Genomic DNA, 22,114 nt, shown 5'->3' on the forward strand with positions numbered 1-22,114 from the left:
GCTTTCCGGCCGATAATGAAAAAAACCATGTCTTTCCGGCGCTTCATTCTGGGTCCCCTGGCCCTTTTCTTCCTGTCGGCCTGCCTTCCGTCCATGAGTCCGGCGGGATCTCCCGCGAACCCGGCCGGTGTCAAGGAATCCGCCGATGCCGGGACTGTTTCGCGCGCCGAGGCGCCGGAGGCGCCCGCCGCCGAGGCCGACCCGCAGATCGCTTCAAGCGATGGGGGGTTCGCGCCGAAGCCGGATGAGGCGAGCGTCCAGGATCCCGAGTTGGTGAGGGATTGGCGGGCCTTTTACGGCGACGGCCCTTGGTTGGAGCTTTCCAAGGTCGCGCCCGCTTCGCTCACGGAGGCGTCCGCCGGTCCCTTCACGCTTCATTTGGACGTCGAGCAATACGTGATGAGCACTCAAGTGATCACGGGAATGGCCTGGGTGGATGCGCCTCCGGGCATCACCATCAGACTGGTCTTGAAGCCGGAGGGAGGCGATGCGTCCCGCTTTCAGGCGGTTGATGCGAAGACGCAGAATTGCGAGGTGGAAGGCTGCGGTTATAATATGGAATTCCGGGATCTCTCCGTCCCCGACGGGCTGATTGACGTTTACGCCTATCAGGGAGCCCTCAAACCGGACGGCACCCGTGAGACGCCTCCGGCGGACGTGACGGCCTTCTTGAACGACCCCCGGCGCCGCTATCTCGGTACCTTCTCGACGAAGCTCACCCTTCAGGACCGGACCCGCCGGAATTCGCAGATGGTCCGACCACCGCTCTAGCTCCACGGCTCAGCGCACGTAGCGGTCCACGAAATCACGCAGGGCGCGGTCGTCGCGCGGCACGCCGAACTTCTCCAGCTTCACGTAGAGATTCCTGCGGCTCATGCCGAGGGCCTTGGCGGCGTTCGTTCGGTTGAAACTCTCGTCGCGGATCGCCCGGAGGATCCGTTCCAATTCGACGTCGATGGCTTCCCCGGGGCCTTCGCCGGATGGCTCACCCGCCTTGACCGGAATGGGTCCTGCCGCGGGGGATCGACGGAGCGCTGGCTTGAATTCGAGGGAATCAGGCGTGATGAGGCTCCGCTCCGCGAACAACGCGGCCGTCTCCAAGGTATTCTGCAACTCCCGGATGTTGCCGGGCCAGTCGAACCTCAAAAAAAGCTTCATGGTCTCGGGCGCGACGTGGAGCTGTTTCTTGCCCTCGCGCTCGGCGATCTTTTTCAAAAAATGATCGGACAGGAGAGGGATGTCCTCGCGCCGCTCGCGCAGCGGCGGAAGGGCGACGGTGACGCCGTTCAGCCGGAAGAAAAGGTCTTCCCGGAATTTTCCCTCCTTGACCAGTTGAGCCAGGTCCTTGTTGGAAGCCGAAACGACGCGGGCGTCGACTTTCACCACTTGCGTCGATCCGATCGGCCGTATGTCGCCCTCTTGCAGGAAACGCAGGAGCTTGGCTTGCAGCGAAAGGCTCATGTCGGCGATCTCGTCCAGGAAGATCGTGCCCCCGTCGGCGTGTTGCAGGAGTCCTTTCTTGTCCGCGACGGCGTGGGTGAAGGCGCCTTTCTTGTGTCCGAAGAGCTCGCTTTCCAACAAGGCCTCCGGGAGGGCGCTGCAGTTTTCGGAGACGAAGGCCTTCTTCGCCCTCGTGCTGTTGAAATGGAGGGCGCGGGCGATGGCCTCCTTGCCGGTGCCCGATTCGCCGAAGATCCAGACGGGAACTTTGGAATCGGTGATTCGGTCCACGAGCGACAGCACCTTCAGCATCTTGGGCGATTGCCCGACGATGTCCCCGTACTCCTTCTTCAGGACCTGGCGGGAACGCAGGACCTCGCGCTGCAACTGGCCCATTTCCGAATCCTTGACCTCGATCTCCCGGGCGAGCTCCGTGTTGCGGGCTTTGAGCCGCTCGATCATTCGTCCTTTCTGAAGGGCCAGGGCGGCGACGGTGGCGAAGAACTTCAAGGCGGCCAGGTGCTCGCCCTGGAAGAGTCCCTCCTCCATACGGTGATCCATATAGAGCACGCCCGCCGGTCCGCGGTCGCCCGGAATGGGGAGGGCGAGGATCGAACGCAGGCCCCGCAGCTGCACGCTCTTGGCCTCGCGGAAGGCGGGGTCTTGGAGGGCGTTGTCGGTCACGACCGGCTGGCCGGTCTTCATGGCGCGGCGGACGGCGGAGAGGCTGGCGGTGTAATCCTCGCGTTCCAAGACGGCCGAGTCGATGTTGCGCGCCACGGCGATCGAAAAGCCGGGCAGGGGACCGACGGCGGAGTCGCTCTGGAGCAGCAGGAGCCCGTTCTCCGCGCGTCCGAGCCTGAGACCTGCGTCCATCAGCCGGCCGAGCACCCGGTCCATGTCCTCCTCTTCCAGGAGGGTGAGATTCAGGTCCGCGAAGTCGTCCAAGAGTTTTCCGGCGAGGGTGACGGGTGGCATAGGATTCTCCTCGGGTTGATGGCTCCCCTGCAAACGTTTCCAATCGGCGCGTTCGACGAAGTGCACCTGAAGCTCTGGCGGCAGCGATGCATAGACCGCCCGCAGGCGGGCGGGGGGCCACGCGGGAGGTGACTCCAAGGCTTCGCGGACCTCTCGAGCGCGCTCGGGGGAACGGAGGCGTTGCAGAAACGGCACCGCATCGGCGAAGCGTCCCGTTTCCGCGAGGGCCAGCGCGTGGTGCTTGAAGGCCTCGTCGAGGTCATCGGCCTGACCCGTCAGCCGGAAGAAGTCTTCGGCGCGGGCGATTCTCTCGAGGGCGTCGGCCAGGCGTCCCTCGATCCGGGCGAGACGGGATTGGTTGGCCCAGACGAGGGCCAGATCCAGCGGGCGGTCCAGGGAGCGCGCGACGGCCTCGGCACGGGCGTAGGCGGAGCCGGCCGCGGGGAGATCGCCCCGGTCCAAGAGGAAATTGCCCCACTGAAGATGCGTGGAGAAGACGCCGGCCGGATAGCCGGCCGCTTCGTAGAGCCGGCCCGCTTCGCCGCTCAAGGAGGCCGCATCCTCCCAACGTCGTTCCGCCGCCGCCAATTCCGCCAGGTTACGCAGGATCTCGGCGCGTTCCCGTCCGGCCGGCGGCGCTAGATTCAATCCCCGTTCGAATTGCTCCGCGGCGTCTTTGAGATGTTTGGCGCGCATGAGGGAGACGCCGAGCAGGGTACAGGCCCGGGTGAGAAAGGGGCGATGGGTGACGTCGCCTTCGTCGCCGGCTTGGAGGCAACGGCGGAACCGGCCGGCCGCTTCGTCGCCACGGCCGGACGCCTGATGATACAGTCCGGTGCTCAGCCAATATTTCACGGTGCGGAGCGTCTTGGGCTCATCGGCGGCGTCGAGGGCCCTCCATTCTTCAGCGGCGGTCAACGCGTCTTCGTAGCGGCCCAGGGCGTTGAGCAGGTTCATCTTCAGACGCAAGAGGCGCGATCGCTCATCGCGGTCATGGAGCATTTTCAGGGCGCGTTCGGCGAGATCCAGGGCGTCCGCAGTCCGGCCCCGGCCCTGCAGGGATTCCACCGCCGACCGCGCCCCACGCAGAATGATATCTTCCCGGTTCAGCGCGAGGGCATGATGGAGTTTTTGAATGTCGCTGTCGGGTGTTGCGGCCATGCCATCAAGCCAGCGGACATGGAGCGTCCGGAGATCGTTGGCGGGCAAGGCCAACAGGGCGGCGTCCTCCAGCGACGGCACCGAGAGGCGGACGTTCCCCGCCTCGTGAACCAACAGTCCGCGGGCTTCGAGTTCCCGGAGGCCTTTCGCCGGATCCGGCTCCAAGGCCTCGAGCCGCAAGGGGTCGATGGGAACGTGCGCGGCCGCCACGACCTCGAGGATCCGTTTCCCGTCCGGCGGGAGCGAGGTGATCCGTTCCCGCAGGATGGATTCGAGGTTGTGCAGCCGCGGCAGGCCTTTCAGCCAGGCGTCCAATTTGGGACGGGATGGGCCGGATGCGTCACGGTAGGAAGAGACCATTTCGAGGAGGAGGCGCGGGTTGCCATCCGTTTGCCGGAAGAAGACATCGACGGCCTTCTCCGTGGGTGTTTCTCCCAGGGCCGCGAGCAGCAATTCGCGGGCCGCCTCCCGGCCGAGGTTCTCCAAGGCGACATCGCGGCCGGCATGCGCTTGGAGAAGAGAGCGCAGAAAATCACGGCGTCCTTCGCTGAGGCCGTCGTCGTTCCAGTGGAGCACCACGAGGGCTCCCGGCGGCCGGGTGGCCCGTTCTTCCAAGTGCGCGAGTTCCGCGTCGCCGGCGGCGTGGAGGTCGCGAAAGAGTTTCAGCCGGTCCGATGAACCTTTGAGCGCCGCCTCGATGGAGAGTTCCCGAAGAAAACGATTCTTGCCGACGCCGGTGTGGCCGTGCACGGCGAGCCAGGACGTCTCTCCCCCGCCATCGAGCCGCCGGATCGCCTCTTGAAGGAGGGCGGCGGCCGGTCCGACGGTCTTGAGGACGACCGGTGGCGCGGAGGGCGCGGCGCCGACGTCGTCTCCCCTCAAGGCGCGCAGAACGTCGCCCGCCGAGGCGAAGCGGTGCGCCGGGTCGGTTTCGAGGAGCCGGTCGATGACGCGCGCGGCGAGGCCGTGCGTCTTGGCGAGCGACGGACGGGCTTCCTCCAGGGGAGTCACGGGTCGCTCGACGAGATCGCGCAAATGCCGGGCGCCGCCCCTTGGATGAACGCCAGCCAGCGATTCATAGAAGACGACGCCCAGGGAATAGAGATCGCCGGAGGCCGTCGTCTTTCCCATCAGGCGTTCGGGCGCCGCATAGGGGATCGTCGCGGCCCGGGGGGCGCGCGTATCGGCGCGCAGGAGAGGCGACGAAAGACCAAAGTCCAGGAGTTTCAATTGGCCGTGGACGTCGACGAGAAGATTGCCCGGGGAAAGGTCGCCGTGCACGACCCCCTGCCCGTGGAGATAGTCGAGGGCTTCCAAGGCCTGTTCGAAGTTTTGCAGGATCGCTTCGGGGGCCGCATTTCTCGAGGCCTCGAGAACGGGGCGCCCCTCGAAATAGTCCATCCACAGACAAGGCCCTTCCTCTCGGCCGGTGATTGCGAGAGTCGTCGGACTGAAGCCCCGGACCGCGACGATGTGAGGATGACGGAGCCGCGAGAGGATCGAAAACTCGCGCGCCAAGGATTCGGGGTCCGCGGCGAGGATCTTCAGGGCCACGCCCTCGCCCTCGGGCGTCTCGGCCAACCAGACCGAACCCATCCCGCCTTCGCCCAAAGACCGCCGGATCTTCCATGTCCCGGGAGCCATGATCGGCACAGTGTATACCGTACTGTGCATTTGACCAAAGGATTTGCTTGCGCAGAGCGAGCAATAATCTCATCTCAAAATGACACGCGATTGAAACCTATGTAAATCTAGTGACTTATATGTTGGCCTGTGTTGGCACCTGAGTTGCTATACACCCTCCCAGGGAGGAACCATGGGCATTTTAAGTGCATTGGGCGGCTTCTTCGGCGGCCCTCTCGGTTACGGGTTGGGGTCCCTGGTCGAAGGCAAGTCGAGCGCCACCGTCTCCTACGGGAAGCCCGTCGATTATTCCGAAGCGCTTCAATACGCGTCTGACAACAACAAGACGACGGCCTTGGGGCAGATTCAAGCCCAGGGGTTTGCGTTGCAGCAGGCTTCCCTTGACCGTCAGATGCAGCTCGCCGCGCAGCTCGAACTCGGAATTGAGAAGCTCGATACGAAATTGCAGGCCTCCAAGCTGGAATACGTTCAGAGGATGACCGCCGAGGAAAACCGCCATGTCGAGAAAGTGGCCCGATCGGGGGGGATTCCGGAACCGGAGGTCATCTGAACATGAAAAAAACGAATTTACTTTTGAACGACCCTGTCCTCGACGCGCTCGATGCGCGCCTTACCATGAGCGTTCCCAGCGTCGCCGCCATCGCGTCCGCCGGACAGGCTCAGACCGGGCAGGAGATCATGGGGATGATGGCCGCGATGAGCGCGGGCCGTTCCTCGCAACCGATCGTCACAACGGGGGCTCAGGGGTCATCGGCCGGTCCGGCGATCGCAGCGGGAGTCGTCGGATTGGCCGTGGGCGGGATCGTGGGCGCCGCCTTGGCCGGTTCCTCCAAGGGGACATCGAAGAAAGCCGCTTCGTCATCCACGACCGGTCACACGCCCGTCAGCTTGACGACATTCAAGCGGCAGGCGGCGGATAAATTGGCGCCCGCGGCGATGCCGGCTCCGGCCTCGCCCCCGGTCCAGAAGGGCGAGGGACCAAGGCTTCCGGCGGCTCCGGTCCCGGAAAAGTTGCCCGTGCCTGCGCCGAAACCGGCGGTCCCCGCCGCGACGCCGCCACCGGCGCCGACCGCGTTGCCGGCACCCGTCGCCTCCCACGAGCCGATCGCCTCTTACACGCCGCCGGCCATGTCGATGGTGCCTCCCGCCGCATCAACGGGGGAATGAGGAAAATAATTAACGAAGGAGGACTTATGTCTGGACTGACATGTGGAGATCGTGGGCAGGAAAATTTGGGGGACTCCCTCTGCAAGTCACCGGACGACCATCCCGATCCGAATCAACGCGGGCTCGTCACCTATCGTGACGGCCGCGTGGCGGCGGTCATTCGCAGCGAGGGCGGGAATACGGTCTTCGCAGGCCCCAAGGGGACGGGGGAAATCACCGTCGCCGATTTGGGAACGGCCGCGATCACCCTCATGCGCACCATGGCGGGCGGCGAGATCGGAGACTGCGCCGCCCGCGACAAGGGCGGTCTGTCGTTCTCCGCGTTGCAGAACGTTTACAACGGTTCACCAATCACCTGGTCGCAATCGCATTTGGCCGTCCTCTACCGAGCTCTGGGTCAGTCGACTGGGCAATCCGGCAACGCCTTCTTCTGTTCGAACCGCGAGAACGCCGGCGGCATGGTCGTCAACAACGACACCTTTCACCGCCCGGCCCTGCTGGCGGCGATCAATGCGTTGGCCGAAAACCGCGGCAAGTTCCCGGAACTGGACGACGACCACCATGGCGCCATGCTTCAATCACTCCGCGCCGCCGCCGGCGTGCCGGAATCGCAATCGCCGTGGGACCAGATCAAGGGTGTCATGGGATATCTCTTCGGCGGTCTCTTCGTCTTCATCGTCGGCGGCGCCGGCTCTCATTTTCTGACGGAGTGGCTCAAAAAGTTCGGCGGTCCCAAGGACCCTCCCGGCGGCGATGCGAAAAAGCCGGGCGGTGATGTCTCCCGGAAGCCCGAACCGGCGACGCCCGTGGCGAAGCGCGAAGGCGGGCCGGATCTCGGGGCCGTCATCTCGGGATCCCTCCTGGGCGTGGGGGGATTGGTTTTCGCGAAGGCCCTCTCCGTCGTGGGCCGGGCTCCAGCCGCGCCAGGTCTTGTGCCGCAAGGAGCGCTCGGAAGCGGGCCGATCATCGTTCCCAAAATCAAGTCCGAAAACGGTTGCGAGCGATGGCCCTGGGAAGACGAAAAGAAGTGCGGCGGCGGCGCCTAGGAGAAAACATGAAAGACATTCCATTGCGCATCGCAACCATCGAGGAATATCTGGGAAACCGGATCACGGGCTTTGAGGCCGGCCGTCGCCTGGGTCTGCATCGCGTTTCGTTTTGGAGGATCTTGAAAAAATACGAATCCGCGGGACCCCGGGGGCTCGAGCACGGGCTTCGGGGACGGCCATCGAACAACGCGAAGATCCATAGAGACTCTGAAAACAGGGAGATGACATGAAAAAAATAGCGCTCTTTTTTTTCCTGATCCCCATGGCCCTGCACGCCGCCGAAGGCGGCCGGAAGGGCAGGCTCGACGTCGGGGCCGACCTTGGAATCGGCGTTCGCTCGCCGGCTCGCGGGATCGTCCAGCTGCATTTCGGCGGGTTCCCGGCGAATAACATCCGCCTCGGCGTCACGGGCGATTTCCAGATCGGCGATTCACCCTATGAAGGTATCGTCGGCTTATCGTTCGGATTCGGCGGGCTGTTTCACTATTACTTCGACCTCTCCGGATCGAGAATTGCACCGTTCGTGGGCGCCGGCCTCGGTTGGCGGCATCTCATCGCGGAGGATTACGACCTGAACGAATTGGACGCGACCCTCACGGAGGCTGGCGTTTCGATCCCGATCGGCGCCAAGGGGCGCTTCGTCTATGAGCCGCGGGCGTCGTTTCATTACATCCGCGGAGGCGGAGAGAATTCCTGGGACGTGAGAGTCTTCCCGGCGTCGTTCTCATTGAGAATCCTCTGAATCGGGTCTTGCGCACGCCGGCCGCATCGACATGATTCCCGATGGGTGGTCCGCCTGGGCGTTCTGGACCTGGCCCGGGAGGGCGGGAGCCTTTCCTTCGCCTGCGTCGCCACGGGGATGAGGGGGGTTGGCTGCAATGATGAATCAACTTTTACGAGGAGCATCACATGAAAAGAATGATGATAAGGCGGTTTCTACGAATCACTCTCTTGGCGCCGGGCCTGTTGCTGCTGGTCCAAGGCCATCTTCACGCTCAAACCCTGATCAAGAATTACCTGCGGGATCAACGGGCCCTCACGGCCGTGACGCCTCCGGCATCATCGGAGGAACCGGCAACGCACTATCGATACGTCATCGATCGCGTCGAGGGCGTGACCGAAGTGCTTCAAAAAAATTGCGAGGAAGCCTCGCCCTGCCTGTATTTTGGCCCGCTGGTGAGGGCCTCCAAGGATTTCCTCGGGAGCGGCGGAACCAAGACCGGATCGGAGCCCTTCAACCGCAGGCTGGAAATGAAATTCGTCTTTCCGCCGGATGCCGCCTCGGCGGCCGCGACCGCTGCCCAGTTGGACGGATGCCGGAAGATGTTTCAGATGAAAATGGGTGACCCCCTGCACTACCGCCTGGAGGTCACGCAGCCGGTTTCGGAAGAGACTTCGTTTACGTGCGAGATCGTCGAAACGACGCGGTAGAGACCCCGATTGAAAGCCTGATTTTCCCTTTACACTCCGAATCCTTCCGCTAACCTCGCGCCTCCATGGCGCCTCAAGATTCGATCGTCCGCGCCCGCGACCTGGTGAAGCGCTACGACGGCTTTACCGCCGTCGACGGGATCTCCTTCGACGTCCGGAAGGGCGAGTGTTTTGGTTTTCTCGGACCCAACGGGGCGGGCAAGACGACGACGATGCGGATGATTTACGGCTTCTCCGCACCGACTTCCGGCGCGCTCGAGGTCCTCGGGATGCCCGTTTCACAGAACGCGCGCGCCATCAAGCGGCGCGTCGGCATCGCCCCGCAGGAGCTGAGCCTCGACCCGGACCTTTTGGTGCTCCAGAACCTTCTCATCTACGCGAGCTATTTCGACATCCCCAAGGCCGAGGCGCGGAAGCGGGCCGACGAGCTGCTTCAATTCTTCCATCTCCTCGATAAGAAGAACGAGAAGCTCGACCACCTCTCCGGCGGCATGAAGCGGCGGCTCTTGGTCGCCCGCGCCCTCATCAACAAGCCGGAGGTCTTGGTCCTTGACGAGCCGACGACGGGCCTGGATCCCCAGTCCCGCCACGACATGTGGGAGCGCGTGCGGGATCTGAAGAGGCAGGGCGTCACGACGATCCTCACCACGCACTATATGGAGGAGGCCGAGGAGCTCTGCGACCGGATCGTCCTGATCGACCACGGCAAGATCGTGGAGGAGGGGAGGCCCGACGACCTCATCGCCAAACACAAGGTCGACAGCCTCGAGGCCGTCTTCCTCAAACTGACCGGTGAGCATTTGAGGGATTGACGAATCATGACGATCTTCATCCGATACGCATTTAAAGTCTGGTACCGCGATTTTCTCGTTTGGACACGCTACTGGTGGACGAGCCTCATCGGTGGCCTCGGCGAGCCCGTGCTCTACTTTCTGGCGATGGGCTACGGCCTGGGCTCCTTCGTGAAGGACATCCAGGGATACCCCTACGTCCAGTTCCTGGCGCCGGGTCTCATATGTTCCACGATCATGCACAGCGCCTCGTTCGAGACGACCTACAGCTCCTACACGCGGATGGCGATCCAGAAGACCTACCATTCGATCGCGGTGACCCCCATCAACGTGGGCGAAGTCATCGCCGGCGAGATCCTCTGGGGCGCGACCAAGGCGATGCTTTCAGGCGGAATCATGCTCGTCGCGGTGATCGCGATGGGCATCCTTCCTCAGGAATACCTGCCGAACCTGGTTTTCCTGATCCCATTGCTCGTCGTCGAAGCCATCCTCTTCTCGGCGCTGGGGATGCTGATGACCTCCTTTGCGAAGGACTACGATTTCTTCACTTACTATTTCACCCTGGGTCTCGAGCCGATGTTCCTCTTTTCCGGCACGTTCTTTCCGCTCGATTCCCTGCCGCCTCTCGTGCAGAAGGCGGCGCTTTTTTTGCCGCTCGCCAGCCCCGTGGCACTCGCGCGGAGCCTCGTCCTGGGGGTCGCGTATCCCCACGGTCTCTGGGAAATCCTCTGGCCGTTGATCCTGATGGCAGCCATCTCGGCCTGGGCGATTCAAAGAATGGTCAGGAGGCTCATGGTATGAAGATCAAGACGTTGCTGTTCGCAGTCTTGCCCTGTCCTCGTCCGCCGAGGCCGGCGACGATTCAACTCCATTCAGAAGGGCCTTTGAGGTGATGAGGGAATGTTTCATGATCCCGAACTCAAGGGCATGAGGGCATCGGTTTGCCTGCCTCCTTCAGTTTCACTCCGTCCCAGTGCACCGGCCTCCAAGTCCCTTCGTCGTCGCCCTTGCGCAAGTAGTAGAGCCCCTGGTCGCCCGGGTCCAGGCTCGCGTCTTGGTCACCCACGCACCCGCGCTTGTAGTCCTTGTGAAAGATCACGACCGGCAGGACGTCGCCGGGCTTGGCCTTGCCCATGCAGACTTTCGTGACCGTCAAGGCGGCCGTGTACTTGACCGTATCCGCGCAGTCGTTGCTCTCGACAATACCCCCGTTCTGTCTCTTGCCGCCCACGCCGCCCAGCACGATGAGGTCGGACTGCTCCTTCAACATCTTCGCCCCGAAGGGGGGCGTGAGCGCCTGGGCCGTCGTCGAAATGAAAGTAACGAGCCCGGCGATCAGACCGAAACGTTTGATCATGCCGTCCTCCCGAGTGAAGCAATCCTATATCTTACGCAGTCGATGTCATGTGGTAAATGTCTCCCCTGATCAAAGCAAAAACTCTACCGGGCGCCGTGTCCCAAGGAGCTTGAATGGCCCGGAATGATCGGGGGATCAGTTCGTCACGAGATGATCTTTCTTCACCCAGCCTTTCTTTCCATCCGCCAGTTCCATCGCCACCCAGCCCGACTCCTCGCGCTCAAGAAGAGAGACTTCGGCGCCTTCATGAAGCTCGAAGAGCAGGACATTCGCCTCGCCCGGCCCGGAATAAACCTTCGCCTCCGGCGAGACGACGCCGATGGGACGTTCAAGAAACTCCTTCTGGATCAGTGAGGCGGCCATCAGAAGGAGGCCGGCGCCCACGATCCAAGACGACCAGCGAAGGAGGTCCTTTTTCCAATAGAGGCGGGCGGCGGCGACGGACCAGAAACCGAACCAGAGACCCATGAAGCCGAACCAGTTCTCCCGGCGGCTCATCCGGCCCGCGAGGTCTTGCAGGATTCTGACGGCCAGATTGCGGTGTCGCGGCTCGATCCGGTCGGTCGCGCGGGCCCGGAGGTAGGCGAGATTCGCCTCGAGGTCCGGGTCCCTGGGTTTTAACCTCGCCGCCAACCGATACTGGAAGAGGGCTTCCCCGACCTTCCCCTGGCGAAATAGCGCCTGTCCGAGGTTCCCATGGATCGCACCGTTTTCGATCCCCTGCTCCAGGAGCGAACGGTAGCCTTGGGCGGCTTGATCGTAATGGCCGTCGTCCATGGCCTGGTTGGCGCCGTGAAGGATCTCTTCGGGCGTTTGCGGAACGGCGGCGAAGGCGAACGCGCCGGCCCGGCAGAGGAAGAACAGCGCCAGGGTCAGTCGCTTCATGTGCGGATCTCCTTTCCGGCCCGTTCGACCAATTTTCCCAGTTCCTCGGCGAGGCGTTTCCTGAACTCGGCCGTCACCGGTTGGCCGCCGTAGAGCGCCTCGTCGCATTCCTCCAGGAATCTCCGGACGGCATCCCTCGTCTCCCGGGACACGTGAAGGGGCTCGAGGCGTGCGTGGACGTCCGCGGGTGTCAAGGAACCGCCGTCGATCCCGGCCTTGTCGCCCAAAAATCCCCTCAAGATGTGAGCGGCGCGTTCCGGGAATTCGCGGTCGGTGGCCCGACCGAGGTTTCGGACGCCTTGCCAGGCCGTCTTGGAGGCCCTTTCACGTTTCAGGAATCCCGAATCGGAGCGTATGCGATCGAGACGCCGGCGCCATTGCCAGGCGATCAGGAAACCCAAGAACGGAACGAAGGCCGCGAGGAGAAAGGCGGAGCGCATCTTCGGGGAGACGTCTTGGAACCCCAGCGCCGACAAGCCGCGGTCGATCGGCATCAGATCGTGGGCGAGGACGGTCACCTCCTGCTTTTTAGTTTCGGACCCGCCCGAGATCGGCAGGTTGGTGGATTCAGGATGACTCGAGGGGCGGACATGGATGGGGATCGGATCGGTCGCGACGGTCTGGTACTGCCCGGTCTTCGGATCAAAGTAGCTGAGACGGAAGGGGGGAAGGGTCATCTCCCCGGTCCGGAGAGGCACGATGGCCTTCTTGAAGGTCTTCGTCCCCTCCAGCCCCTGATTTCCCGTGGCCGACTTGAAACTGGGCTCGTCGTCGTAGGTCTTGAAATCCGAGCCGCCGTCCAGTCGCGGAGCCGGGACGTCGCGGATATCGCCGTTGCCCTGGACGCTCAAGGTGAGTGTCGCCGACTCCCCGACCTCGACGTCCCGCGCGCTCAGTTGGGCGCTCAACCGGGGCGTTCCGACGAATCCCGCGAAGTCGCCCGGCCTTCCTTCCGAGGGAAGTGGACGGACGTTGACGGCGATCGGATCGGCGGAGAAACGCCGCCTCTGGGCCGGCTGGAACATGCCGTTGAAAAACGGATCGTTCCCGAAGAGGGGATCTTCGCCGAAGAAGGGATCACGGAACGGTCCGCGTCGCGACGGGAGCAGGAGATCGGCGTCCACTTCCGTGGGTCCGATCTCCGTCTCGCCGGGGGCGACGGGAAACAGGGCCCACCGGATCTCGTTCACATCCCACGTCTGGCCGTTGATGACCTTTTGGGTATGGCGGACGTCTCCCAACTGTTCCTTCTGGAAACCGGAAAAATCGGGGGCCTTGAGCTCGCTGCCGCGGAGGGGAACGCGGCTGTAGAAGCGGAAGGTATAGACGATCTGCTGATGGACGTAGGGGTTTGTTTCCGAGACCTCCGCCGTCACGAACGCCATTCGGTCGCCGGCCTCCTGAGGGGTTGCCGGCGCCTGGGCGCCCTTCGCGACGGTGAGCGTGACCGTGCCGCTTTGATACGTCTTGCCGCCGACGGTGATTTCGGCGGGCCCGATGGTGAACTCCCCGGCGTTTCTCGGCATGAGCTGGAATTGGAACGTCTTGGAGGCGCTGTACCGCCCGTTGACGATTTGGATCTGCGAGGAGGTCCCCAAGGGCCGAATCTCGAACGCATCGGCGTTTTTCAAGACGGGTTGGGGCGGGCTGGTCAGACCGCTCACCGTCACCTGTGCCGTGATCGGTTCTCCGGGGGACGCCGTCGTCCGGTCGACCGTCAGCTCAAGCGACGGCTCGTCGGCGCGCCCGAGGGCGGGGACGAGGATCAAACCCGCGATGATGAAAATCCTACCAATCTTTGCCACTTTTGCCTTTCCCGTTCTGACGGCCCTTGGGAATAATCCGTCCCCGGTCCTCATGCAAGGTGGAGAGCCAGCGCTCCGCCTCGTCGCGCGTCATCTTCCCCGCGACGGGTTGTTCGCCCTGACCCGGATGATCCTCTTGCTCTTGATTTCCCTGCGTTTTCTGAGGGACCTGTGATTCCTTTTCCCCTCCCTTCTTCTGCTGGTCTTGCGGTTCCGCCGTCTGCTGTTGGTCTTGCGATTCCTTCGGTTGTTGTTCTTGGGATTTGCCCTGTTTCTGGTCCTGCGCGCTCTGTTGCCGGCCCTGATCATTCTTTTGATCCTGACCCTGATTGGATTTTGGTTGCTTCGGCTGTTCTTGTTGTTGCTCTTTTTTCTGCTCCAGCCTGCGCCGGGCCAATTCCAGGTTGTAGCGCGCGTCCTCATCCTTTGGATCGATCTTCAAGGCCTCTTCGTAGGAGGAGACGGCGTCTTCCAATTTGTCGGAGCGGAATTGGGCGTTGCCGCGGTTGTACAACGACCGCTCCTGAAGACGCGCGTCCTTCGAAGCGGATTTTGCGGCGGCATCGAAGAGTTTCCGGGCGTCTTCGTAGCGCTTTAGTTGGTAGTAGGTATTGCCCAGATTGTATTGGAGGCGGGTGTCCTGGGGGTGGTCGATCTGGGCCGAGAGGAATTTCTGGAGGGCGTCGTCGTATTTCCCCGCCCGATAGAGACGTTCCCCCTCCTGGATTGTGCCGGGGAGGTTGAAGGCCGCGGCGGACTTTGGACCGAAAAGCGGAGAGAAAAGGGCGGAAATCAAGATCATGAGGGCCAGGCGTCTCTTCAGCAAACCGCCGTTTTTGGTTTCGCTCATTAAGGACTCCGCGATCAGCAGGAGGAGGGCGGGCAAGAGGAACCACGCATAGCGCTCGATGAAGTGCTTTTGCCGTCCGGCCTTCAGTTCCTTTTCTTCCAGCTTCCCTCGCATTCCGGCGTAGATCGCCTCGAGGTCGCGGTCGTCGGCGACGGAGCGGGCGTAGACGCCGCCGGTCTGCGAGGCCATTTTCTCCAGAATGGATTCATCCAGCCGGGTGAGGACGATTTGTCCCGAGGCATCCTTCTTGAATCCTCCTCCTTCGGCCGGGATCGGCGCCCCGCCCTCCGTGCCGACACCCAAGGCGTAGATCCGGACGCCCTGTTCGGCGGCCTTCTTCGCGGCGTCGAGGGCGTCTCCCGAGAGGTCCTCGCCGTCGGACATCAAGAGCAGCGACTGGCTGTCCGGGTTTCCCTGTTTCAACGACTTCAGCCCGAGATCGATCGCCTCCCCGACGTTGGTTCCCTGGGCGGTGATGAGGTCGGGGGACAGGGGATCCAGAAAGAGCCGGATGGCCCCGTAGTCGAGGGTGAGGGGCGTCATGACGAAGGCGCGGCCCGAGAAGGCGATCAATCCCACGCGGTCGCCTTGCAGGAGGTTCAAAAAGTCCTCGACCTTGCGCTTGGCGCGCTCCAGCCTGCTGGGCGAGACATCGCCCGCCAGCATGCTCTTCGAGACGTCGACGGCGATCATGATGTCCACGCCCCGGCGCCGGACCTCCTCCCAACGGAAACCCCATTGGGGACGCGTGAGGGAGACAAGGGAGAGAGAGACGGCGAAAATCAAAAGGACGTTCTTCCATCGTCTCCGCGTGACCGAAAGGTCCGCGGCCAGACGTTTGTCCAAGCCGGCACTGACGAAACGCTTCAAGGCCCTCTCCCTCTGACGCCATCCCCAGATGAGAAACGCGATCAGCGGCGGGATCAGGAGCAGGGCGTAGAAACAGGACGGCATTCCGAATCTCATGGGATCTTCCTCAACCAGGTCCTGGTCAGGACGATTTCCGCCAGAAGCAATGAGAGTCCGGGGATGAGGAACCAGGAAAAACGCTCCTCGTACTCCATGTACTCCTTCACCTTGGCCTGGCTTTTTTCCAGACGGTCGATCTCGCCATAGATCTCGGACAGCGACTTCGTGTCCTTGGCGCGGAAATAGCGCGCATGCGTGATCTCCGCGATTTCTTGCAGAGTCGGTTCGTCCAAGTCGGCCTCCTGATAGACCGTCTGCGGGCCGAACAGGGAGTCGATGACGAAGGGGGCGGGGCCTTCGGAGCCCACGCCGATCGTGTAGATCTTCACGCCGAAGGCGGCGGCCGCCTCGGCCGCCTGCTTGGGGGTTAGATCCCCCGCGTTGCTCCGGCCGTCGGTCAAAAGGACCACGATCTTCGATTTGGCCTTCAAGTCCTTCAGCCGGTTCACGCTGACCCCGACGGCCGACCCGATCGCCGTGGCGTCTCCCGCCATGCCGATGGTCAGGTCCTGGAGCAAGGTTTGGAGGAGGTCGTGGTCGAGGGTGAGGGGGGCCTGCGTGAAGGCCTGCTCGCCGAAGACGACCATGCCCAGGCGGTCGCCCGGACGCCTTTGGAGGAAATCGGAGACGACGGCTTTCACCGCGTCGAGGCGGGTCACCTCCCGGCCCCCGATCGTGAAGTCCATCGCCCGCATGCTTCCGGACGTGTCGAGGGTCAGTATGATGTCGACGCCTTCGCTCAAGATTTCCGTCTGCTTCCTTCCGGTCTGGGGGCGCGCCAGGGCGAGGATCATCAGCGAGGCGGCCGTCAGGCGCAGGAGCAGGGGGATGTGGCGCCTCCAGGCGGAGACGGGGCGGGGCCCCGAATCCGGGGACGGACCGGTCTTCAAGCCCTCCAGGCTCGAATAGAGAAGGGGGGCGCCCTTCGAATGAAACAGGATCAGGGCGGGGAGGGCGATCAAAAAGAGAAGGAGAAAGGACGGATCCGCGAAGGTCACGCCGTTCCTCCCGACGCGCCTTGCGGCGCCGTTTCGCGGACGAAGGCCTCCGCAAGGCCGATCAAGGCCAGGGCCTCCTCCTTCGACTTGCGCCGTTCGGCGAATTTCACGGCGTCGGTCTCTCTGAGGATCCGGAGGATCGACTCCCTCTGGGGCCCCGTCAAGGAATCAAGATCCGGAAGATGCGCGGCGATCTCCTCCGTCGTCGAATCGGTGGCGGCGAATTGGAATCGCCCTTCCAGATAGCGCCGGAAGATTTCGGAGAGGAGGAAATGGAACGTCTTATCGGCGCCGGGGCCGACATCGTCGCGGTTCCGCAGGTTCGAGAGTTCCTCCAAGATCCGTTCGTGCAGCGGCTGGGGAGGAGCGGCCGGTTCGGGCCCCTTGGTCTTTCGAAAGATCCTTCGAACGAGGATCGCGGCGAGGAAGACGAGGGCGGCCAACAGCGCCGCCCCGATGAGGTAGTCGTAAAAGGGGTAGGGGATGTGGATAAGGTCCTTCAGCCCTCGAATGTCTTCCTGCGGCATGGCTAGCTTCCTCTTACGAGCCGTAGCGAGCGCTGTCCCGCGGGACGCGGGACTAGCGCCTTCTCTCGCGTCTCCGGAAAAATTGCACGAGCGGGTCGACGGCGGACCCCTCCGTGCCCAGGGCGATGTGGTCGACCCCCGACTGCCGGAAAAGCCGGTCCCTCCTGGCCCGGACCGATGAGAACGACTCCTGCCATTGCCGCCGCAGGGCTCCGTCGCGGGTGTTGACCAGGGCGAGTCTCCCCGTTTCGGCGTCGCGAAGCTCGATGAGCCCCACGTTCGGGATATGCTTCTCGCGGGGATCGTCGATGGAGATCGCGACCAGGTCGTGGTGCCGCGCCGTCCGGCGGAGGACCTGATCATAGCCGCCGCCCAAGAAGTCCGAGATGAGGAAGGCCACGACCCTTCGTTTGGCCACGCGGTTCAAGAACTCCAGGGGGAGTTTGAGATCGGTTTTCGTCGCCTTCGACCGGTGGGTGAGGATGTCCCGGATGACCCTCCAGATGTGAGCGCGGCCCTTCTTCGGCGGGAGGTAGTGCTCCACGTGGTCGGAAAAGATGACGAGACCGATCTTGTCGTTGCTCTTCAGAGCGGCGTAGGCCAGGAGGGCCGTCGCCTCGGCCGCCATCTCGCTCTTGAACTGCCGCACGCTCCCGAACCGCATGGAGGCGGAGACGTCGACCAGAAAGAGGAGGGTGAGCTCGCGCTCCTCGCGGTAGATCTTCAAGAACGGCGTCCCCGTGCGGGCCGTGACGTTCCAGTCGATGGCGCGGACGTCGTCCCCGGGCTGGTAGGGCCGGACCTCCTCGAATTCCATGCCCCGTCCCTTGAAGGCGGAGACGTATTCGCCGGCGAACAGCTCGGTGACGAGAGACCGCATGCGGAACTGGATTCCCTTCAACTTCGCCAGGACTTCGGGGGAGAGGACTTGCGTATTCGCCGGCATCATTAAGGCACGTCGATCTTATCGAAGATTCTCTGAACGATCGTCTCGGAGGTCAAATCCTGGGCCTCGGCCTCGTAGGTGATGAGGACGCGGTGGCGAAGGACGTCCAACCCGATCGACTTGATGTCCTGGGGCGTGACGTAGCCCCGCCCCTGCAGGAAGGCGTGGGCGCGGGCCGCGCGGGTCAGGTAGATGGAGGCGCGCGGGGAGGCCCCGAATTGGATCAGGGGCTTCAAATCGGCCAGCCCGAACTTTTCGGGCTCGCGTGTCGCAAAGACCACGTCGGCGATGTAGTGATACAGCTTCTCATCCATGAAGATCGTCTCGGTCGTGGCGCGGGCCTTGAGGATGTCGTCCGGATGCAGGACGGGCCGGACGGCGGCCGTCTCACCGACACCCATCCTCCTCATGATCTGGATCTCTTCCTCGCGGGACGGATAGTCGATCCGGATCTTGAGGAGAAACCGGTCCACCTCGGCCTCGGGGAGGGGATACGTGCCCTCCTGCTCGATCGGGTTCTGCGTCGCCATGACCAGGAAAGGCTTCGGAAGCGGGAAGGTCTCGCCGCCGATGGTGACCTGGCGCTCCTGCATGGCCTCCAAAAGCGCGCTTTGGACCTTCGCCGGAGCGCGGTTGATCTCGTCGGCAAGGATCAGGTTGGCGAAGATCGGCCCCTTCTTGACGCTGAAGCTGCTGTCCTTGGGCGAGTAGACCTGGGTGCCGATCAAATCCGCAGGGAGCAGGTCCGGCGTGAACTGGAGCCGCTGAAATTTGGTGTCGATCGCCCGGGCGAGCGTCTTGACGGCGGTGGTCTTGGCCAGCCCCGGGACCCCCTCCACCAGGAGGTGGCCGTCGGCCAGGAGCCCGATCATCAGCCGGTCGATCATGGCCTTCTGGCCGATGATGACACGACCGATTTCTTCCACCAGCCGGGCCATGGCCGGTGCCTGCTTCTCGACTTCACGTCCGATCGTTTGAGGGTCCATTTTTTTGAGTGACCGGGTATCATCCGAGGTCTCAAGAATCAAGCGAGAGCAGGCCTCGGCGGATTAAAAGATCTTAATCAACGAACTCTTAGCCCTACTCGGGACAGCTTTCGCCGCCGATGATCGACGAGTAGGGGATTTCCGCGTCGATCTTCGAGCCCTGCTTGGCGGATTTGAGGATGTCGGGCGACAGGCGCGCGGCGTCGAAGACGATGCATTCCCGTCCTTGCTGGACAACGAGCGACTCCGAGTCAAGCCGGACGACCTTGCCCTTCACGATCATCCGGCCCTCGCCCGCCTCGCCGGTCTTATTTCGTCTCGAAGGCGTCTTATTGGGATCGACGAAGGTGACCTTGCCTCCGGGGCCCGTGGCCGTCAGGCGTCCGTCTTTGTAAACGAAACGGGTGCCGCTCGGCAGGAACAGGGGGATCTCTTTCGTGTTCCGCGCCTTGAATCGGGAGCCCGAGAGGACGAGCCCGTCGCCTTCCGGTTTCCAGCTCCCTTCCTCGATCCAATCCGCGGCGCCGTAGGAGAAACCCGCCGTGTAGGTCCCGTCCGCCTTGATCGCCAACCCGCCCGCCATTTCCATGACGCCGGTCAGTTCATAACGCCCGGTAAGGTCCTTGACCTCCCAGGCGAGAAGCGGCGTGAGGCCTGCCAGCAGGACGACGATCGAAAAGGCGAGTTTGGAGATCGTTTTCATGCGGGGAGGGATAGCATGAAATGAAGAATAAGCCACGGGGGAGGATTGAACTCCCGACCTGCTGATTACGAATCAGCTGCTCTACCACTGAGCTACCGTGGCGGTCACGCGTTAGGATCTTCGGGATTTGCGGATCGGGGCCGGCGCTTCTTCGACGGGGGCCTCGGGGCCGCCCTGGTAGCCGACCTTGCCCGCCGCGATCTCGCGGAGGGCCGTCACAACCTCGCGGTTCTTGCACTGGATCAACGGGTCGATGCCCTTGAAGAGCTCTCGCGCGCGCTTGGAGGCGATGTGGACCAGGGCGAAACGATTTTCACAGTGATCGAGACAATCTTCGACGGTGATGCGGGCCAAGGGACCTTCCTTTTGTGTGATTAAAAAAGAGGTATGTGTTTATGAGATAGGTACCTGAAATGTCAATAGAAAATTGACACTCCGGCAGGCTCAGTGTACCGTTGCGGACCGTGACTCCCCCGACCGGTTCCTCGATTTCCAAGGCCTCCGCCCCCGTCGGGAGCCCGAAATTCCTCGATTTTCGGTTTCAGGACTTCACCGCCCGTCACGTCTTCACGGCCAAGCTCCGTCTCGTCATCATCATCGGTTTTTGGGGGCTGGTGTCGGGGTTCTATCCGTGGATCCTGACCCTCGACCAGCCGATCATGCTGATCATCAGCCTGACCTTCGTGATGACGACGGTCTGCTACTTTTTCATCCTGCGAGGCGTCGCACCGGTCTTCTTTTTCATTTTGGAATTGGTTGCGGACGTCGCGGCCCAGACGGTGCTGGTCTACCTGACCGGCGGCGAAAAGAGCAATTTTTACACGATCTACATCATCTACTGCGCGGCCGGCGGACTTTTTTACAACTACCGCGTCTCGGTCGTCATTTCGGTCATCATTCTCTCGTTCTATTCGTCGCTCCTGGCCGCGACGCATCTGGGGTGGATCGGGGAGTTCTCGTACCCCCTCACGCAGCCGGGACTCTTTTCGGGGCTGGGGCCGCTTCAGAATCTGGCGCTTCTGGTCGTCTTCTTGGTGGTCGCCATCTATGGCATCTGGCTCGCGAGCTATTTCACCCAGATCCGGGAACGCGCCTTGGAGGCCAAGAACCGCGAGTTGATGGCCTTGAGCCGCATCTCGGCCCTGACCCGGAGCGGCATCACGCTGGAGCGGGTGCGCACGGAGGTCGTCAAGGGCGTCCACGACGGGATGGGCTATCCGGCGGGTTTCCTCTTGTATCAGGATATCGCGGCGGAGCGGATCCGGGTCTTTCTCCTGGAGAAGTCGCCCATCGTGGAGGAATTGAAGAAGATCCTGCATTTCAACCCTTCGGACATTTATCTTCCGATCGACGACGAGACGAACCAGGTCTATCAGGCGATGCGGAAAAAGAAGCTCATCATCCGGAACGAGTTCGCGGAGGTCTTGAAAGGCGCCGTGCCGGAAATCCCCCGCGAACAGGCCGAGGCCCTCCAGACGCGCTTCGGGTTTCATAAGTTCGTGGCGGCGCCGCTGGTGGCGGAAGGCCAGGTCCTGGGGGCGTTGATCGGGGTCAGCCGCGACAAGTGGATCGAGCCGGACGCCATCCGCGCCTTTGAGGGATTCGCCGACCAGGCCGCCCTCATGCTCGACAACGCGATGCTCATCGCCGAACTCAAGCGCAAGAACATCGAACTGGAACGCGTGAGCCGCGTGAAGTCCGAATTTCTGGCCACCATGTCCCACGAACTCCGGACGCCTTTGACCGCCATCATCGGTTTTTCGGAGCTTCTTTTGGAAGACGTCATGGGAACGTCCAATCCGGAGCAGAAGGAGAGCCTTCGCGAGGTGCTGGTCAACGGCGAGAATCTTCTTCAGATGATCAACGGCCTGTTGGATCTGGCGAAAATCGAGTCCGGCAAAATGGAATTGACGCTCGGGCCCGTCGACATGGTGGATCTCTTGGAGCGCGTGCATCGGATGATCGCGTCGCTGTTGCAGAAAAAGAATCAACATTACGAGACGCGCGTCCTCACACAGCCGTTTCCGGTCGTCTACGCGGACGAGAAAAAGCTCCAACAGGTCTTGCTGAATCTCCTTTCCAACGCCGTGAAGTTCACGCCGAACGGGGGAAGCATCGCCGTCAGCGTGGAGTATCTGGCGGATGGAGAACGCGAGGGGACGATGCATGTGGAGGTCTCGGACACGGGCATCGGCATCCAGCCCAGGGATGCCCAGACGATCTTCGAATCCTTCAAACAGGTCGACAGTTCCTTCACCCGCGAATATCAGGGCACGGGGCTGGGACTGGCCCTGGTCAAGCAGTTCGTCGACCTCCACCACGGCAAGATCCGGGTGGAGAGCGAAGTCGGTCGAGGTTCCCGCTTTATCTTCTCGATTCCTAATAAGAATATCGCTTGAGTCCGCGCCAAAGATGTCCTATAATTGC

General features: G+C 62.6%; 21 protein-coding genes and 1 tRNA gene. 10 read left to right on the top strand and 12 right to left on the bottom strand.

The annotated features are described in order from the left end of the window. Positions 1–15 precede the first annotated feature (15 nt). Positions 16–771 carry a hypothetical protein gene (locus VLJ37_08700; protein HSA59748.1) on the top strand — a complete coding sequence of 252 codons (756 nt, stop codon included), beginning with the start codon at positions 16–18 and terminating at the stop codon, positions 769–771. A gap of 9 nt (positions 772–780) precedes the next feature. Here VLJ37_08700 and VLJ37_08705 read toward each other — a convergent pair whose 3' ends face one another. Continuing rightward, positions 781–5,223, bottom strand: a complete 4,443-nt coding sequence (locus VLJ37_08705) for a sigma 54-interacting transcriptional regulator (protein ID HSA59749.1) — start codon at positions 5,221–5,223, stop codon at positions 781–783. A gap of 172 nt (positions 5,224–5,395) precedes the next feature. On the opposite strand from VLJ37_08705, the gene VLJ37_08710 reads away from it, so the two are divergent. The 8 genes from VLJ37_08710 (at position 5,396) to VLJ37_08745 (ending at position 10,462) form a co-directional block, all read left to right on the top strand. Beyond that, positions 5,396–5,773 carry a hypothetical protein gene (locus VLJ37_08710; GenBank protein HSA59750.1) on the top strand — a complete coding sequence of 126 codons (378 nt, stop codon included), beginning with the start codon at positions 5,396–5,398 and terminating at the stop codon, positions 5,771–5,773. Positions 5,774–5,775: 2 nt separating this feature from the next. Next, the gene (locus VLJ37_08715; GenBank protein ID HSA59751.1) at positions 5,776–6,390 is read left to right on the top strand and encodes a hypothetical protein; all 615 of its coding nucleotides are present in this window, start codon (positions 5,776–5,778) and stop codon (positions 6,388–6,390) included. 26 nt (positions 6,391–6,416) lie between these two features. After that, positions 6,417–7,436, top strand: coding sequence for a hypothetical protein (locus VLJ37_08720; GenBank protein ID HSA59752.1), 1,020 nt, complete (start codon positions 6,417–6,419; stop codon positions 7,434–7,436). An 8-nt stretch (positions 7,437–7,444) separates the two neighbouring features. Next, positions 7,445–7,669, top strand: coding sequence for a hypothetical protein (locus VLJ37_08725; protein ID HSA59753.1), 225 nt, complete (start codon positions 7,445–7,447; stop codon positions 7,667–7,669). Beyond that, complete coding sequence (locus VLJ37_08730) at positions 7,666–8,181, top strand: hypothetical protein (protein HSA59754.1); 516 nt, start codon at positions 7,666–7,668, stop codon at positions 8,179–8,181. The genes VLJ37_08725 and VLJ37_08730 overlap by 4 nt, the downstream gene beginning before the upstream one ends. 167 nt (positions 8,182–8,348) lie before the next feature. After that, complete coding sequence (locus VLJ37_08735) at positions 8,349–8,870, top strand: hypothetical protein (protein HSA59755.1); 522 nt, start codon at positions 8,349–8,351, stop codon at positions 8,868–8,870. A gap of 65 nt (positions 8,871–8,935) precedes the next feature. Continuing rightward, entirely contained in the window at positions 8,936–9,682 is a 747-nt protein-coding gene (locus VLJ37_08740; protein HSA59756.1) for an ABC transporter ATP-binding protein, read from the top strand. A 6-nt stretch (positions 9,683–9,688) separates the two neighbouring features. After that, the gene (locus tag VLJ37_08745; protein HSA59757.1) at positions 9,689–10,462 is read left to right on the top strand and encodes an ABC transporter permease; all 774 of its coding nucleotides are present in this window, start codon (positions 9,689–9,691) and stop codon (positions 10,460–10,462) included. A gap of 118 nt (positions 10,463–10,580) precedes the next feature. Here VLJ37_08745 and VLJ37_08750 read toward each other — a convergent pair whose 3' ends face one another. From VLJ37_08750 to rpoZ, 11 genes are all read right to left on the bottom strand, one after another. After that, positions 10,581–11,018 carry a hypothetical protein gene (locus VLJ37_08750; protein HSA59758.1) on the bottom strand — a complete coding sequence of 146 codons (438 nt, stop codon included), beginning with the start codon at positions 11,016–11,018 and terminating at the stop codon, positions 10,581–10,583. A 135-nt stretch (positions 11,019–11,153) separates the two neighbouring features. Then, entirely contained in the window at positions 11,154–11,903 is a 750-nt protein-coding gene (locus tag VLJ37_08755) for a hypothetical protein (protein HSA59759.1), read from the bottom strand. Then, positions 11,900–13,708, bottom strand: a complete 1,809-nt coding sequence (locus VLJ37_08760; GenBank protein HSA59760.1) for a BatD family protein — start codon at positions 13,706–13,708, stop codon at positions 11,900–11,902. Before VLJ37_08760 ends, VLJ37_08755 begins: the two co-directional genes overlap by 4 nt. Then, entirely contained in the window at positions 13,692–15,524 is a 1,833-nt protein-coding gene (locus VLJ37_08765) for a VWA domain-containing protein (GenBank protein ID HSA59761.1), read from the bottom strand. The genes VLJ37_08760 and VLJ37_08765 overlap by 17 nt, the downstream gene beginning before the upstream one ends. After that, complete coding sequence (locus VLJ37_08770; protein HSA59762.1) at positions 15,521–16,525, bottom strand: VWA domain-containing protein; 1,005 nt, start codon at positions 16,523–16,525, stop codon at positions 15,521–15,523. The genes VLJ37_08765 and VLJ37_08770 overlap by 4 nt, the downstream gene beginning before the upstream one ends. After that, positions 16,522–17,052: a hypothetical protein gene (locus VLJ37_08775; GenBank protein ID HSA59763.1), complete on the bottom strand. Its 531-nt coding sequence runs from the start codon at positions 17,050–17,052 to the stop codon at positions 16,522–16,524. Before VLJ37_08775 ends, VLJ37_08770 begins: the two co-directional genes overlap by 4 nt. A 52-nt stretch (positions 17,053–17,104) precedes the next feature. Further along, positions 17,105–18,001: a DUF58 domain-containing protein gene (locus VLJ37_08780; protein HSA59764.1), complete on the bottom strand. Its 897-nt coding sequence runs from the start codon at positions 17,999–18,001 to the stop codon at positions 17,105–17,107. Beyond that, positions 18,001–18,984, bottom strand: coding sequence for an AAA family ATPase (locus VLJ37_08785; protein ID HSA59765.1), 984 nt, complete (start codon positions 18,982–18,984; stop codon positions 18,001–18,003). Before VLJ37_08785 ends, VLJ37_08780 begins: the two co-directional genes overlap by 1 nt. Before the next feature lie 94 nt (positions 18,985–19,078). Beyond that, on the bottom strand, positions 19,079–19,687 hold the full coding sequence (locus VLJ37_08790; protein HSA59766.1) for a hypothetical protein: 609 nt from the start codon (positions 19,685–19,687) through the stop codon (positions 19,079–19,081). 30 nt (positions 19,688–19,717) lie between these two features. Further along, positions 19,718–19,789 (bottom strand) — tRNA-Thr (locus tag VLJ37_08795). A gap of 9 nt (positions 19,790–19,798) precedes the next feature. Then, a complete protein-coding gene (gene rpoZ / locus VLJ37_08800) occupies positions 19,799–20,041 on the bottom strand; it encodes a DNA-directed RNA polymerase subunit omega (protein HSA59767.1) in 243 nt (80 codons plus the stop codon). A 110-nt stretch (positions 20,042–20,151) separates the two neighbouring features. Between rpoZ and VLJ37_08805 the strand changes: the two genes are divergently transcribed. After that, on the top strand, positions 20,152–22,086 hold the full coding sequence (locus VLJ37_08805; GenBank protein ID HSA59768.1) for a GAF domain-containing sensor histidine kinase: 1,935 nt from the start codon (positions 20,152–20,154) through the stop codon (positions 22,084–22,086). Positions 22,087–22,114 lie beyond the last annotated feature (28 nt).

Source organism: bacterium (assembly GCA_035454885.1).
Classification (GTDB): Bacteria; UBA10199; UBA10199; order JACPAL01.